Origin of the sequence: Blautia argi (assembly GCF_003287895.1) — a bacterium.
GTDB lineage: Bacteria > Bacillota > Clostridia > Lachnospirales > Lachnospiraceae > Blautia > Blautia argi.
In genome coordinates this window covers 1,674,641-1,689,932 of sequence record NZ_CP030280.1, presented here as the reverse complement: position 1 = coordinate 1,689,932, position 15,292 = coordinate 1,674,641, and the positions used below count along the sequence as shown (strand labels likewise).

Annotated in this window: 11 protein-coding genes; 2 read left to right on the top strand and 9 right to left on the bottom strand. The window is 38.4% G+C overall.

Annotation, left to right across the window (positions count from 1 at the left end; all coding sequences use genetic code 11):
* Positions 1-4: 4 nt before the first annotated feature.
* The 5 genes from DQQ01_RS08260 to DQQ01_RS08240 form a co-directional block, all read right to left on the bottom strand.
* Positions 5-511 (bottom strand): transcription repressor NadR, encoded by a 507-nt coding sequence (locus DQQ01_RS08260; RefSeq protein ID WP_111919629.1) that lies wholly within the window; start codon positions 509-511, stop codon positions 5-7.
* Positions 512-569: 58 nt separating this feature from the next.
* Positions 570-1,421, bottom strand: a complete 852-nt coding sequence (nadC, locus tag DQQ01_RS08255; RefSeq protein ID WP_111919628.1) for a carboxylating nicotinate-nucleotide diphosphorylase — start codon at positions 1,419-1,421, stop codon at positions 570-572.
* Positions 1,418-2,725 carry an L-aspartate oxidase gene (locus tag DQQ01_RS08250; RefSeq protein ID WP_111919627.1) on the bottom strand — a complete coding sequence of 436 codons (1,308 nt, stop codon included), beginning with the start codon at positions 2,723-2,725 and terminating at the stop codon, positions 1,418-1,420. The genes nadC and DQQ01_RS08250 overlap by 4 nt, the downstream gene beginning before the upstream one ends.
* A gap of 13 nt (positions 2,726-2,738) precedes the next feature.
* Positions 2,739-3,647, bottom strand: coding sequence for a quinolinate synthase NadA (gene nadA, locus DQQ01_RS08245; protein ID WP_111919626.1), 909 nt, complete (start codon positions 3,645-3,647; stop codon positions 2,739-2,741).
* A 205-nt stretch (positions 3,648-3,852) separates the two neighbouring features.
* Positions 3,853-5,940 carry an elongation factor G gene (locus DQQ01_RS08240; RefSeq protein WP_111919625.1) on the bottom strand — a complete coding sequence of 696 codons (2,088 nt, stop codon included), beginning with the start codon at positions 5,938-5,940 and terminating at the stop codon, positions 3,853-3,855.
* A gap of 193 nt (positions 5,941-6,133) precedes the next feature.
* Here DQQ01_RS08240 and DQQ01_RS08235 point away from each other — a divergent pair, with 193 nt between their 5' ends.
* Both DQQ01_RS08235 and aroA read left to right on the top strand, forming a co-directional pair.
* Positions 6,134-7,231 carry a prephenate dehydrogenase gene (locus DQQ01_RS08235; protein WP_111919624.1) on the top strand — a complete coding sequence of 366 codons (1,098 nt, stop codon included), beginning with the start codon at positions 6,134-6,136 and terminating at the stop codon, positions 7,229-7,231.
* Between the two features lie 14 nt (positions 7,232-7,245).
* On the top strand, positions 7,246-8,523 hold the full coding sequence (gene aroA, locus DQQ01_RS08230) for a 3-phosphoshikimate 1-carboxyvinyltransferase (protein ID WP_111919623.1): 1,278 nt from the start codon (positions 7,246-7,248) through the stop codon (positions 8,521-8,523).
* 165 nt (positions 8,524-8,688) lie between these two features.
* On the opposite strand, the gene DQQ01_RS08225 is transcribed toward aroA, so the two are convergent.
* From DQQ01_RS08225 to DQQ01_RS08210, 4 genes are read right to left on the bottom strand one after another with little or no spacing between them, the layout of a single operon-like run.
* Positions 8,689-9,609, bottom strand: a complete 921-nt coding sequence (locus DQQ01_RS08225; protein WP_111919622.1) for a hypothetical protein — start codon at positions 9,607-9,609, stop codon at positions 8,689-8,691.
* A gap of 48 nt (positions 9,610-9,657) precedes the next feature.
* Complete coding sequence (locus DQQ01_RS08220) at positions 9,658-10,794, bottom strand: ATP-binding protein (protein WP_242980272.1); 1,137 nt, start codon at positions 10,792-10,794, stop codon at positions 9,658-9,660.
* Positions 10,795-10,840: 46 nt separating this feature from the next.
* Entirely contained in the window at positions 10,841-13,792 is a 2,952-nt protein-coding gene (locus tag DQQ01_RS08215) for a type III restriction-modification system endonuclease (RefSeq protein WP_111919620.1), read from the bottom strand.
* Positions 13,793-13,806: 14 nt separating this feature from the next.
* Positions 13,807-15,288, bottom strand: a complete 1,482-nt coding sequence (locus DQQ01_RS08210) for a site-specific DNA-methyltransferase (protein ID WP_242980263.1) — start codon at positions 15,286-15,288, stop codon at positions 13,807-13,809.
* Positions 15,289-15,292 lie beyond the last annotated feature (4 nt).

Genomic DNA, 15,292 nt, shown 5'->3' with positions numbered 1-15,292 from the left:
ACTTTCAGTCTTTGCAGATACCTGATTTTTTTAACGCTTCCTCTATCATATCCAATATTTCCTCGCTGTCCGCACTGACTGTATGGCAATGGTGACCAGAAGTAAGATTTGTAAGAGGCCTGGATTTTCCGGTTCGGATATCCTCTAAAAACTGCTTTACCTGACGCCGGGAACTGATATTCAACACTGCCCTTAATTCTCCGTACACCTCATGCTGCACAAAGACATCTTCTACTGTTCCACCACAGTCTGCCACAATATTCAGTTCTTCTTCTATTCGTTCATCCGTATGACAAACGGAAAAAATCCTGGTATATTTTTGAGGATGGCAACAAATATATCCTCTGTTTGTAGAAAGAATATCAGAATCTGCTGCCCTTAACAGAGCAATATCCTGTACAATTACCTGTCTGCTCACATGAAAAAGCTCTGCAAGTTTTGTTCCTGATACTGGCGTATCACTTTCCGAAATATACTTCAAAATTTCTTTTCTGCGTGTTTCTCCAACCATGCTTTATACCCTTTCTTCACAAGACCGAAGCTACTCATCTTTTTCTGAATTCCATGGATTAAATTTCACGAAGATTTTTCAGGGAAAGATCCAGAATCGGAGATGAGTGTGTCAAAGCTCCGCTGGAAATATAGTCTACACCAATAGAAATCAACCTGTCAATATTCTCTTTTGTCACATTTCCGGAACACTCTGTTTCTGCGCGGCCATCAATAAGTTCCACAGCCTTTTTCATGGTTTCCGGCGTCATATTGTCCAGCATAATAATATCTGCGCCTGCCTCTACAGCCTCCTTTACCATATCCAGAGTTTCTGTTTCCACCTCAATTTTCCGTACAAAAGGCGCATATTCCCTTGCCATTTCAATGGCCTGACGCACGCCGCCTGCTGCTGCTATGTGGTTATCTTTTAATAAGATTCCGTCAGAAAGATTATATCTGTGATTGTATCCGCCGCCTGCTTTCACTGCATATTTTTCAAAAATTCTCATATTCGGAGTTGTCTTCCTGGTATCCAGAAGTTTGATTTTACTCCCTTCTAAAAGATCTGCAATCTGTCTTGTATAGGTGGCAATGCCACTCATTCTCTGAAGATAATTCAGCGCTGTACGTTCGCCGGAAAGTAAAACGCGGATATCGCCTCTTACCACTCCCAGAAGCTGTTTATTTTTTACTTTTTCTCCGTCTTTTACATAAAATTCCACTTCGGTATCTTTGTCTAATAACTTGAAAACCCGTTCAAAAACAGCCAGTCCTGCAACAACTCCGTCCTGTTTACAGATAAGCTGCACCTCTCCCTGTTTCGCTTCCCTCATCACTGCATTCGTGGTAATATCTTCACTTGTAATATCTTCCTGTAAAGCCTGTCTGATTAAATGATCTGCATTTAAATTCATAGTAATGTCATTCATTTTGCCTGTTTCTCCTTTTCTATTTCCTGTAAAATTTCCTGTTTGTAAATCTCTGTCAGATTATCTATCTGTATGCCTTCCTGCGCTTGCTGGCACAAGGTATCAAAGACATCTGTTTCTTCAAATTTTCTGTTTTCTTTTTCCTGTTTTTGTATTTTCTCAGCCGCTCTTCTGGCAAAAACCAGACTCTCCAAAAGGGAATTGCTTGCCAGACGGTTGGCTCCATGTACGCCGTTGCAGCTTGTTTCTCCTATTGCAAACAATCTGTCCATCGTGGTTCTGCTATCTGAATCCACATGAATACCGCCCATAAAATAATGCTGTGCCGGCACTACGGGAATCCAATCCTTTGTCACATCATACCCCTCCTCCAGACATCTTTCATAAATATGAGGGAAGTGGCTTAAAATCACTTTTTCTCCCAATACACTCATGTCCAGCCATACATAGGGCTTCTTATCTTCCTCCATTTGTCTGTAAATAGCCTCTGTCATCAAATCTCTTGGAAGCACTTCATTAGCAAAGCGTTCTCCCTTTGCGTTATACAGTTTTGCCCCCTCTCCCCGGACAGATTCTGATATGAGAAATCTTCTTCCCGGCCGAGTGGAGTACAAGGTAGTAGGGTGTATCTGGATATAATCTATATGCTCCAATTCTACCCCATGACGCATGGCTATGGCAAGAGCATCTCCGGTAAGATGGGGATAATTTGTAGAATGCTGATACAATCCGCCAATCCCTCCGCTGGCCAAAATGGTCTGACCTGCCTCAATTCCCAGAAGCCCTCCTTCTTTTGTTTCTGCCAAAATTCCCAGACAGATATTTTCGCTTTCTATAATATCCAGCATGGTTACATGGTCTAGGATTCTTACATTGGAACGTTTCTTTGCTGCCTGTAAAAGTTTGCTGGTAATCTCCTCTCCGGTTACGTCCTCATGGAAAAGAATCCTGGCTTTTGAATGACAACCTTCTCTGGTATAGTCCAACTCTCCGTCCTTTTTTGCAAAGTCTACGCCATATTCCAAAAGCTCTTCAATCACTGCTCTGGAGGAACGAATCATAATCTCTACAGACTCCTTCCGATTTTCATAATGCCCTGCCTTTAAGGTGTCTTCCATAAAACTGTCATAATCGTCTTCATCTCTTAAAACACAGATTCCCCCCTGCGCCAGATAGGAGTCGCTGCACTGAATTTCATCTTTTGTAATCATCAGCACTTGCCTGTCCAAAGGAATGTGAAGGGCTGCAAAAAGACCGCTGGCTCCTGTTCCTACAATCAATACATCTGTCTTTATCTTCTTCATGGAATCGTCCCCCCTACTTTGCCAGCTCTAACATTTTATCCAATGCCTTTAAGGCTTTCTCACTGATGTCCCGGGACACCTGTACCTCATGGGAACCATACTTCAGGCTATCTCTCACCTTCTCTAAAGTGACCTTTTTCATATCAGGGCAGCACTGTCCTTTTCTCACACAATGAAAGGTTTTTTCCGGACATTTTTTCTTCAATTCGTATAACACGCCTTCCTCTGTACCGATTAAAAATTCTTTTTCCAAAGAGGTTTCCGCATACTGAATAATCTCAGAGGTACTGCCTGTAAAATCTGCCATTTTCAACACTTCCTGCATACATTCCGGGTGTACCAGGACTTTGGCGTTGGGATATTTTTCCTTTGCCTCTTTTAAAATCTGCGGTGCAATTTCTTTATGTACCGGGCAATATCCGTCATTTGGAATCACATGTTTTTCAGGCACCTGTTCTGCCACATAAGCCCCCAGATTCCTATCAGGAATAAAGAAAATATTTTTATTGGGAAGGGCTTTTACAATCTTTACTGCATTGGAAGAGGTCACACAAACATCAGAAACTGTCTTTAATTCTGCTGTTGAATTAATATAGCATACCACTGCCAAATCCTCGTATTTTTCCCGCATTTCTTTTACTTTTTCTATAGAAGCCATATGTGCCATGGCACAGTCAGCGTCAGCGTCCGGCATTAGAACTTTCTTTGAGGGATTTAAAATTTTTGCGCTCTCCCCCATAAAGGATACGCCTGCAAATACAATTACCTCTGCCTTTGTTTCTTTTGCCTTTTTTGCCAAATAGTAAGAGTCGCCTATATAATCTGCAATTTCCTGCACTTCCTCCGGTACATAATAATGTGCCAGTATTACAGCATTTTTCTCTTCCTTTAACTGCTCTATTTCTTCTCTTATGGATTTCATTCTCTTTTATCCTCCTGCAAAAAGCATTTGACAGTTATTATACAACAGCTTTTTACATGTGACAAGACAGTTGTTTGCTTTTCTGTAAAATAAATGTAATGATATGATTTTGGATAAACGCAAAATGGAACTGCTGCATTAAATCGAACATATTTAACACAGCAGTTCCCATTATTTAGAACTAAACTATTTTTTCAACAAAACCTTAGTCTTCTTCCGCCTTTGCCCGAGCTTCAATTTCTCTTTCCTGAATATCGGAAGGAGCCTGCTCGTAACGGGCAAATTCATAAGAGAATAATCCGCTTCCACCTGTCATGGAACGTAAGTCTGTAGAATATCCATAAATCGACAGCATCGGAACATCAGCTTCTACAATAGTATTTCCTTTATGGGCAGTATCCGGGTTCATACCCAGCACACGACCCCTTCTCTTATTCAAATCGCCCATAACATCACCGGTATATCTATCCGGAACACTGACCTTCATGGAAACGATCGGCTCTAAGAGAATGGGTGATGCCTCCATAAAGCCTTTCTTGAATGCCTGAATAGCCGCGGTCTTAAATGCCATCTCAGAGGAATCTACCGGGTGATAAGAACCATCATACAAGGTTGCTTTTACGCCCACAACCGGATATGCAGCAACAGGACCCTTCAATACAGATTCCTGAATACCTTTTTCTACAGCAGGGAAGTAATTCTTCGGAACAGCACCGCCTACAACCGTCTGTTCAAACACATAAGGAGTTTCCAAATCGCCGGAAGGTTCAAAGGTCATTTTAACGTGTCCATACTGTCCGTGACCGCCTGACTGTTTTTTATATTTGTATTCCACATCTGCTTTTTTGCGAATGGTTTCTTTGAATGGCACTCTTGGTTCAGAAAGAACGATATCTACCTTATAGCGCTCTTTTAATTTGCTTACCACAATATCCAGATGCTGTTCGCCGATACCGTAGAGCAGGGACTGGTGATTCTGAGAATCGTTTACTGCCTTTAAGGTTAAATCTTCCTGCATCATCTTTGCAAGAGCCTGTGATACCTTATCCTCATCCCCTTTGTTTACGGTTTTATAACGTTTATAAGTATATGGAACAGAAATTTCTGTTTTGCCATAGAGAATCGGTGTTGTCTTGGCAGAAAGGGTATCACCGGTTGCCACGGTATTTAATTTGGCAATCGCACCGATATCGCCTGCATGAAGTTCGGGTACTTCGATTGGCTTAGAACCTTCTAAAACATACAGCTTATTCAGTTTTTCTTCTGTTTCTTTACCTGTATTGTACAGAGTGTCATCACCCTTAATAACACCGGAGCAAACCTTTATCAAAGAATATTTTCCAAGGAACGGATCCACAATGGTTTTAAATACATACGCGGATTTTGCCTTTGTAAAATCATAGTCTGCCTGATAGATTTCATTTGTTTTCGTGTTCATACCTGCACAGGTCTTCTGATCCGGGCTTGGGAAATATCCACAGATATCGTCCAGCAGATTGGCAACACCCTGAATATTAATGGTAGAACCCATACATACAGGAATCATACTGCCATCTGAAATATTTGTCTTCAAAGCTGCGGAAACTTCTGCAACAGAGAATTCTTCTCCTGCAAAGTAGCGATCCATAAACTCTTCACTGATTTCCGCTACAGATTCCATAAGGGTTTCGTGGTATTTTTCCAGATATTCCTGTAAATATTCCGGTACTTCACATTCTTTTTTCTGTCCTCTTTCAATATAACGACGGCCTGCCTGTTTTACAATATTGACATACCCCACAAACTTACCGTCCTCACGGATAGGCATATGAAGAGGCGCAATTTTTTTGCCGTACAGCTCTGTCAAGTCTTCTACAACCTGGCGGTAACTCACATCATCAATATCCATTTCTGTTACAAAGAACATTCTCGGAAGATTATATTTTTCGCACAATTCCCATGCTTTCTGGGTTCCAACCTGAATACCGCTCTTTCCGGAAACCACAATAATTGCCGCATCTGCTGCTGCCACCGCTTCTTCCACTTCCCCCACAAAGTCGAAATATCCCGGTGTATCCAATACGTTAATTTTTACTTTTCCCCATTCAACCGGAACTACAGATGTCGTAATAGAGAATTTTCTCTTTATCTCCTCTTTATCATAATCACTGACTGTGTTTCCGTCTGTTACTTTGCCTAAGCGGCTTGTCATACCGGATAAATAAGCCATTGCCTCTGCCAGACTTGTTTTTCCGGCTCCCCCATGTCCGAGCAGGACCACATTTCTAATTCTGTCGGTTCTAAAAACGTCCATATGTAATACCTCCCAAATTTGTTATGTGTATATTTTACTAAAAAGCTTTCATTATTTCAAGTATTTTATTCAAAATAAACAAGTTATTTTATTGTTTCGCTTTAACGCGTGAAATCATTGACATTTTGCTTCACCTGTCATAAAATGATACTGTTTGACATGATATTTATAAAATAGAAGGAGTTAAAAATACATGGAAACCACAACCATTGGTTTTATCGGTCTGGGGCTTATCGGAGGCTCCATTGCCAAAGCAATCCGAAAATTTCACCCTGAATATCAGATTATGGCGTATAACCGTACAAAAGATATACTGGAGGACGCTGTTTTTGACGGCATTGTAGATATCGCCTGCACAGAAAGAGATACGCGCTTTGCTCTTTGTGATTATATTTTTCTCTGTGCAACCGTAGACTACAATCTGGAATGCCTTCCCTGGTTAAAGCAAACCATTCGTCCCGGCTGTATTCTCACTGATGTAGGAAGTGTAAAAGGAGAAATTCACAAAAAGATTACAGCCCTTGATATGGCGGCAAATTTCATTGGCGGACACCCCATGGCAGGAAGTGAAAAGACGGGATATGAGCATTCCACAGACCATTTGATTGAAAATGCCTACTACATTCTGACCCCTTCTGAAGAGGTAGGACTGGATAAAATCGGAAACTATACAGAATTGGTTTCTTCCATAGGAGCTTTGCCAATGATTCTCACCTGGGAGGAGCATGACTATATTACTGCATGTGTCAGCCATCTGCCTCATATTGTGGCAGCCTCTCTTGTCAACGTAGTTCAAAAGCTGGATTCCCCTCTGGAACATATGAAAACCATTGCTGCCGGAGGCTTTAAAGATATTACCAGAATTGCTTCCTCTTCACCTCATATGTGGCAGCAAATCTGTCTGGAAAACCCGGAACATATTTCTAAAGTTCTGGACGAATATATCCGCCTGATTGTACAGGCAAAATATCTGGTAGATCAAAGAGATGCCAACGGGCTTTATGAGATGTTTGTAAATTCCAGGGATTATCGCAATTCCTTCAGTGATGCCCCCAGCGGACCTTTAAAAAAATCTTTTACTCTGTACTGCGATGTGGTGGACGAAACCGGTGCCATTGCTACCATTGCCACCATTCTTTCCATGAATGGAATCAGTATGAAAAACATCGGCATTCTCCACAATCGGGAATTTGAGGACGGAGTATTAAAAATTGAATTTTATGACGAAGACGCTTTAGCACAGGCAGCGGAACAATTAAAGAAACGAAACTATATCATATATGAAAGATAAGGGGGAACTGTCCTATGAAATTCACAAAATCAATACCCTTAAAAGGCGAACTTAGAGTTCCGGGAGATAAATCGATTTCCCATCGGGGTGTTATGTTGGGTTCTCTTGCTCAGGGAACCACAGCAGTTACCAATTTTCTGGAAGGGGCAGACTGCCTGTCTACAATAAACTGCTTTCGCAGTATGGGAATTGATATTTCCCGGACAGAAAAAGAAATCCTCATTCACGGAAAGGGGCTGCATGGTCTGTCTGCTCCTTCTTCCTGTCTGGACGTAGGAAACAGCGGAACAACCATGCGACTGTTATCCGGTATTCTGGCAGGACAGCGCTTTAGCAGCGAACTTACCGGAGATGCTTCTATCAGAAAACGGCCCATGACACGGGTTATCGCTCCGCTTTCCCTTATGGGCGGGTGTGTGGAAAGTCTTTCCGGAAACGGACTTGCACCCCTTCGCATTACAGGAAGACCTTTAAAGGGTATGCATTACCAATCTCCCGTCAGTTCTGCACAGGTAAAATCTTGTGTACTTTTGGCAGGACTTTATGCAGACGGACAAACCAGTGTTACAGAACCCTTTCTTTCCAGAAATCATTCTGAACTTATGCTTCGCTCCTTTGGAGCAAAGATATCCAGTAAAGGAACAACAGCCACGGTGGAACCGGAGCCAATACTGATTGGACAAAAGGTAGAAGTACCAGGGGATATCTCATCTGCTGCTTATTTTATTGCTGCAGCGCTGCTGATACCGGGCTCTGAGCTGTTGATTCAGAATGTGGGAATCAATCCCACCCGTGACGGTATCTTAAAGGTCTGCGCTTCCATGGGCGCCAAAATAGAAATTCTGAATTCCCACACCTGCTGCGGAGAAGAAGTGGCTGACCTTCTGGTAAGACACAGTTCCTTAAAAGGGACTGTTATAGAAGGCGCTCTCATTCCCACATTGATTGACGAGCTTCCTGTACTGTCGGTTCTTGCTGCCTTCGCTGAGGGAACAACTATTATCCGGGACGCCCAGGAATTAAAGGTCAAGGAATCCAACCGCCTGGACATTATGGTTCATCATCTCACCGCCATGGGCGCTGACGTAGAACCTACGGAGGACGGTATGATTATCACCGGCGGTAAACCTCTTCATGGTGGGGTTTTGGACAGTTATCTGGATCACCGCATTGCCATGGCGTTTGCTGTTGCCGGTATGGCGGCAGAGGGGGAAACAGAAATTACAAGAGCCGATTGCGTGGATATTTCTTATCCAGACTTTTATAAAGATTTAGAAAAACTGAAAAAGTAGAAAAAGAGGTCGCGAAAAAGGGTTCGTAATTAGGGATTAACAAAATCACAGTTAATGAAGCCTTCAATCGGAACTCTTAAAAACAGAATGACCACACTAGAGTATTAGCTTACTCCGGTGTGGTCATTTTCTTATACTCAAGTGTCGAAATGGTATGTAAGGTTATTATTCTTTATCTTCACCAAAATATATCATCTTACCCGAAATCGGCTCCCTTTTAGGTGCTTCATATTTGGTTCTATATATTTTGCATCTAAATTCCTCTAGTGATGCATCAATATCATCAAAAATATTTTGGTATATCAAAGTATTGGTATAACCATGAACAGTTTCTTCGTTTGACCAAAAATAATCTTTGTCTAAGTCAGAAACTTTTGTTGCACACACTGGAAAATTACCTTTGCCGTCTTTTAATAAATTGAAATGATATACCTCTGTTTTGAATTGAATAACACTCTTCCTGATTTTATCATAAATTGAATCATATGCCTTCTTGCGAATGCATCTATTAGCAAAGATGAAATCCAAGTTACCATAGGCGTTATCTAATAATCCTAGTTCTACTGATGAAGCAATCTGATAGCTGTCCATGCAGTACATAAAAGATTTTTTGTAACTTTCCAGTTTGGTCTTATAGAGTTCCTCTAGCTCTTTGTCGGTATCAGTATTCTCATCAAAAGGAAGTGGAATATTCGCTTCATACCAAGAAATTAAGTTGTTTTTAGCATCGTGATGAATTTCTTTGTCTTCAGACAACATAGCAAACATTTGATTCCATTCATTTGAACGTTCTTCTCCAAATGCTTCTATAATCAAATCAAGTGGAGCATCCAGATCTAAATGCTTAATTTTTTTCAATTCTTTTAATACATTGACTGCCTGAATCCAAAACTCTTCCATAGCTTTTCTTCTTTCAACATAATATTCTGTTATTGACATTATAAAGCCAAGGGCGGCACTACCAAAGAGAGCCATAGAAACATCATAATATATGCAAGTACTTTTTTTGCCAATTACAAATGCTATTATAAAAGAAACTATTGAAACAATTAACGTGATTATAATTAGCCATTTTTTAGCTTTCAAATTATCACCTCCTAAAAATCTTCTATATAAGAATCACTTGCTTATTATTTATTTTATGTTGCGGAACGCAACTAGCATTTTCTGTAATATCTGAGAATTCATATATTCTTCCTTAATTGCATCCATATTGTAGCCCTTGATTTCTTCAAAATAGGGTAGCCATATGTTGTCACTATAGATTTGCTTGTTTTTCCAATTACGTTTAATATATTCTTTGAAATTCTCTTTTTCAAAATCAGTATCAAACACCAAAATGCATTCCATAAACTTGTCATGCGCAATTGTTTCATCATCACCATCTGGATGATAGTAAAACTCATGAACAATATATTCAATAGAATTTTTGATATAATACTTAAAAGTAATATCCCAATGATAATATTGTGTTAATGATACACCATCTGTTCTTGGAGATGGTGTAAAATAACGTCCTCCATCAAGTGACAGTCCTTCTAATGAAACAAGCATTGTTTGATGATAATATAGATTAATATCATACCATCTTGGATGAATATTGGTTTGATTAAATAAGTAGTATTGATATCCATTTTTACTTTCATCCATCACTGTTTCTATTGTGTATTCAGGCGAAAATCTATAGTACTTTTTTTCTTTAAAACTACTCGGGGATGAATCCCATAAAATAGAGTTTTTTAAATATATAAGCATCCTATCTAACGGCGATGAAAGTAATCCAAAACGTTTTTTCCATAACATTTCAATATGAGATATATCAGCGGATTTATTCTTCGGCGTATTAGAATCCATTACTCGTGTATAAATGTTATTAGACATTACAGATCGAAAGCGTTCAGTTAAATAAAATGGTGTTGTATTACTGTTATGTATAACAATTATATCTATCTCAATTTCGCCAAAGTTAAAATTTTCAACACTGACAATCGGTCTGACACCACCAGCAAAATTCTTTTCTCTCATAAAATCGACCAATTGCTGTGTATTTTTTCTATTTGGATCGTTTTTTACTGAGGAAAATGAATAATCATTTTCCTCATCAACGCCAATGATAATATAAGCATCTTTATTAGATAGATTATTTGCCATGCATATAATATCATGAAGTAAATCTGCCTTTTTATCTTGAGAATACCATTCTCTTTTAAAGTCCCAATAGGAGCCTTCTTGCTTAAGTAAAATTAAATCTTTAATTTCATTTTTATTCACAAAATACGCACCTCCTACTACATGCATATAACATTTATATTACTAACTATCCTGCTATTACATCATCGATAATCTGCTTAACTTTCTTATTACTTAATTGTGTATGGAATGAAACAGTATATCCATCAATAGTGAGCTGCTTGAAGAAAGCCTCAGCACATTTTATCTTAGCATCTTCAATTCCGCGAAGTGTGGATTTGTTTTCTACCAATTTTGTTTCAACAACAATATTCAATTCCTTAGTTCCGTCCTTATGCTTTACAACATACATAAAGTCTGGACTATAGTTTTCTCCAACTATCGTAGGGATTGCAACACTGGATTTTGGAATTTTTCCGTATACCACAACTTCGTCTATATCGGTCATGATATTGGCTTTTTCAAGAGGTGAATCAAACACAATCTTGTCATATAAATATTTATCAGAAGGTGTACCTTCAACAAATTTAGTACCAACATTTCCCTGTTTGATAACATCTCTAGGCGAACCATCTTTATAAGTTAAGGTTGTTTCAGTCACAGGTTGTGAAGAACGTTTATACTTAAATCTAGTTTGCATTTTTTCTATACGCCAATCAGTAAAAGCTGAAACAATATTAGCAACAGAGTATTCATTGATGTATTCATCTGGAATATCTTTTTCCTTAGAAAGCTCACACATAGCTTTGTGGAGTTCTCTAATAGGAATGCTTGTCTGTTGGCTGATTCTCTTTAAGAATTCATTATAAAGGATAGGGCGTTTTATGGAATATGATACGCCAGAGTCCTCTCTTACAATCATAGCGTTTCCTTCTGTTGCAACTTGATCTCTATGGCTATACAAAGTGACATTACCGAATATTCCGGACTTTTTCAAAATGTCATGAAGTGCTTGTGGTATTTCATCAGATAAGTCTGCATCATAAAACAAATAATATTTATGGTTGATACGTTCCCATAAATCCTTTAGTTCAGAGTATACTGCTTTTCTTACATGGATTTCTTCTTTCTTATTTTTGTTGACATCAGTAACCTTGTTACTATCCACACCTGTAGCAAATTCAGGATAATCAGCGAAGAAAACCTCTCTCTTATCTGCGATAATTTCACGATTCATATTAATATAGCCCTTTGCTCCCAATTCAAAGAACAAAGCGTTAGGATCTACACCTCGTTTTTCAGCAACACCTTTAAGAATGCCATCTGTAATAGTATGTGCCTCTGGTAATTCACCGTTTATTTCGTCAACAAGTTTTTGAGCAAAATCTGCTTCTGTGAAGTCCACAATATAATTAAGCTTGAATTCTTCATTAGAGATTCGATTACCATTTTCATCAACAGGAAGACGAAGTCCACGACCTACTTCTTGTAGTTTGCTATTATCACTTCCACTAGAACGTAATTTCGCAATTGTAAATACGTTAGGATTATCCCAACCTTCTTTAAGTGTCCATTTAGAGAACAAGAATCTTCTTGTGTTGAAGGAACCATCTTCTTTACGCAATGAAATAAGTCCTTTCTTGTTGTGAAGAATGTCGGCTACTTCATTTGCAATAGCTTCATCTGAATTACTATTGTCCTGTGCGAAATAACCTGCGTGGCAAGCAGATATATCAGCTTTACTGGCTTCGAGGTAGTTTCTATATTCCTGCTCGCTATCAGGAAGTGTTCGTAATAATTCATCAATTTTTTCAAGTAAAAGTTTTTCAAACATCACTTTCAAATATGCTTCTTTGCCATCATCAGAGTCACGATAAGAGGTGATGTCATCTATAAAAAATAATGCTAGAGTTTTAATTTTGAATTGTCTGCCAGAGAAATTTTGACGCTCTGTTTCAAAATGTCGCTGAATTGCCAACTTCAACATTTGCTCTTGGTAAGATGAAGAATATATATCGGTATTAAATTCTTCACCCTGAAATTTTACTTGCCCATTTATCAATTCAATAAAGTTTTTACCTATAGCACTTATTGTTAACCCCTCGAAAGAAGAGTCAATCAGAGACAGCGAATCCCCTGGCGTAAGAGTATAGGTTTTTGTTTCCTCGCCACGCTTCTTAAACTGGAATGTGGCAGAAGTTTTTGACATAACGGACAAAAGTTTAACTTTTTCTTCTTTTTTAGATAGAGGTTCAAAATGTTCCTTTGCAATGCCTTTAATCAAGTTGAGGTTAAAGGAATCACAAGCATTTAACTCATACACAAGGTTATTAAAATCCTTGAAAATTTCTTTGTTTCTTCCTTTGCCAACAGTTACATCCGGGAAGGTTGCACCATAACGGATAATCATCTGTGGACATAGTTCCTCTACAATAGCTTTATATGCTTTTTGGTCACGAGAAAATCTATGTGGCTCATCAATAATTACAACCGGCTTTGTTGCTTTTAATGCATCAAACGGTCTGTAAAAACCCTCAACCCAATAATCATAATCTGATCGTGTAAGCATATTACCATTCGTCAACAACTGCATATTAACAAGCAAAACATATATCTTGTTTGAATTCTGACATGAGCCAGTTACAAAATCACGAACAGCAGGAGGCATAGCTAAAAACCCTTTTTTCTTTTTCTTTGGACTTTCTAATACACCTAACTCAATATCACAGTTATATCCACACGCATCAGAAAAATGATGTTTTACGTAGCTGTCATCAATAAACTGAGATGTGCCTGCTTTGATAGGAAGAGATGGTACAGCAATAATGAACTTGTTAAAGCCAAACTTTTTATGCATCTCATAGATGGTTTGAGTATATACATAGGTTTTACCAGTTCCTGTTTCCATCTTTATATCAAGGTTCAGATAATCCCCATCATCACGACAACCTCGATAGTCCGCACGGATATTCTTTTGAATTTCGATTAAATTATGAATAAGACGAAGTTCTTTTTTATCAAATGAAGGATTTTCATAAGCAAGACGAGGCTTAATCATTGTAATCCCATCAAGGGCAGATATTATGGCATCAACAGCTTTCTGTTGATGTTCTAATTCTCTTTCTAGTATTAGTTCCAAAACCTGCACCTCCTTTAATATCTGATATCCAGATTGATTTTTAAATTCTTTTCAGAATCACGAAGAATCTTTACATTTGTTTTCAAGTTCTCCATTTCTACATAATTAAAGCTATAGCCGAAAAGAACAATATTTTGAGGGTTAAATGCGCCTTCAATATTATATTTCTCAACAAGAGACTTAATTGCTTCTTCCGTAAGTCCCGGATTGATAAGGTATAAGTGATTTTCACACCAGTATGCTGTGTATCCTGCGAGGTCTACCATTTCACAATTGTTTACAAATCCATAATTGTCGTGTATCAACCAAGTTGTAAGCACAGTTTCAATACCGAATTCATCATATACAGTTGTATCGGTAATAAATCCACTGTTGTCAAACTTTTCAATCTTATCCAGCGTAGTCTGACTTACCTCTGCTAATGTGTAATGTTTAAAGCCAAGGTCTGCAGTGCTAGTTGGAAATTCTTGATTATACAGTTTTTTTGATTTTATAATCCTATCCATTCCAATATCACAAATTGTTCTATAACCAGCTTTATAAGCAGATGACCCCTCTTTACATTCTTCTGGCAACTGAATCAAAATGTATTTTCTATGATTTTCAGAGTCTTCACAATTTAGTTTCATAATGGCTTCAGCCGTTGCAGCGGAACCAGAGAAGAAATCAAGAATAATATCATCATTTCGTGTACATAAGCGTCCAATCAAAGTCATAAGTTCAAGTGGCTTTGTGTGATCGAATATTTTTTTTCCAATCGTCTTCGCAACATCCTTTGTTGCATTATCATTAGAATAAGGATTTTCTGTCGTTTCTAATGTTGAAAGTGATTTTGTTCTATCAGAATAATCAACATAATATCCAGTATCACCATCTTCGATAGTGGCTTTTTGATAAGTTTTAGTATAGATTCTTTTTCCATTTCTGCCTGTTTTTACAACAACAAATCCATTTTCATAACCAAATTTAAATTTTTCTTTACTCCATCTCCATGCCCAATCTGCAGTATCATGATTTCCGCTTTGACGTTCATTATATGCTTCCTCTGATTGCCCTGGGTAAAAAACCTCGCCATCGATTTCAAGAGGATAGTCAAGGCTAGAACTATACTGAAGGCTATCATAGTCCAAAGTCTGATTAAGTTTATAATAGCCACGTTCTTCAAAGAATTCATCTTGATACTTAAAAGCGGTATCATTATGTTCAATTGCATATAATTTAGGCGAATTCGTCTTCGTATACATCAACAAGTAATCATGGTTCTTTGCTACGATATCAGAGGACTTTCCACCACGTTTGGTGATGCGTGGAAATTCTGCAATAAAGTTTTCTTCACCGAAAATATCGTCACATAGCAGTTTAAGATTGTGACATTCGTTATCATCTATAGATATAAATATAGCGCCATCTTTAGCAAGTAGCTCTCTAGCTAACTGCAATCTTGGATACATAAACATAAGCCATGCAGAATGTGATGCAGAACCTCTTTTTGTCAAGTCT

What these genes read in the sequence shown, in the direction of transcription:
- DQQ01_RS08235 (WP_111919624.1), top strand. Translation starts at nt 6,134, where the DNA reads ATGGAAACCACAACCATTGGTTTTATCGGTCTGGGGCTTATCGGAGGC.
- DQQ01_RS08250 (WP_111919627.1), bottom strand. Translation starts at nt 2,725, where the DNA reads ATGAAGAAGATAAAGACAGATGTATTGATTGTAGGAACAGGAGCCAGC.
- DQQ01_RS08260 (WP_111919629.1), bottom strand. Translation starts at nt 511, where the DNA reads ATGGTTGGAGAAACACGCAGAAAAGAAATTTTGAAGTATATTTCGGAA.
- aroA (WP_111919623.1), top strand. Translation starts at nt 7,246, where the DNA reads ATGAAATTCACAAAATCAATACCCTTAAAAGGCGAACTTAGAGTTCCG.
- nadA (WP_111919626.1), bottom strand. Translation starts at nt 3,647, where the DNA reads ATGAAATCCATAAGAGAAGAAATAGAGCAGTTAAAGGAAGAGAAAAAT.
- nadC (WP_111919628.1), bottom strand. Translation starts at nt 1,421, where the DNA reads ATGAATGACATTACTATGAATTTAAATGCAGATCATTTAATCAGACAG.
- DQQ01_RS08240 (WP_111919625.1), bottom strand. Translation starts at nt 5,940, where the DNA reads ATGGACGTTTTTAGAACCGACAGAATTAGAAATGTGGTCCTGCTCGGA.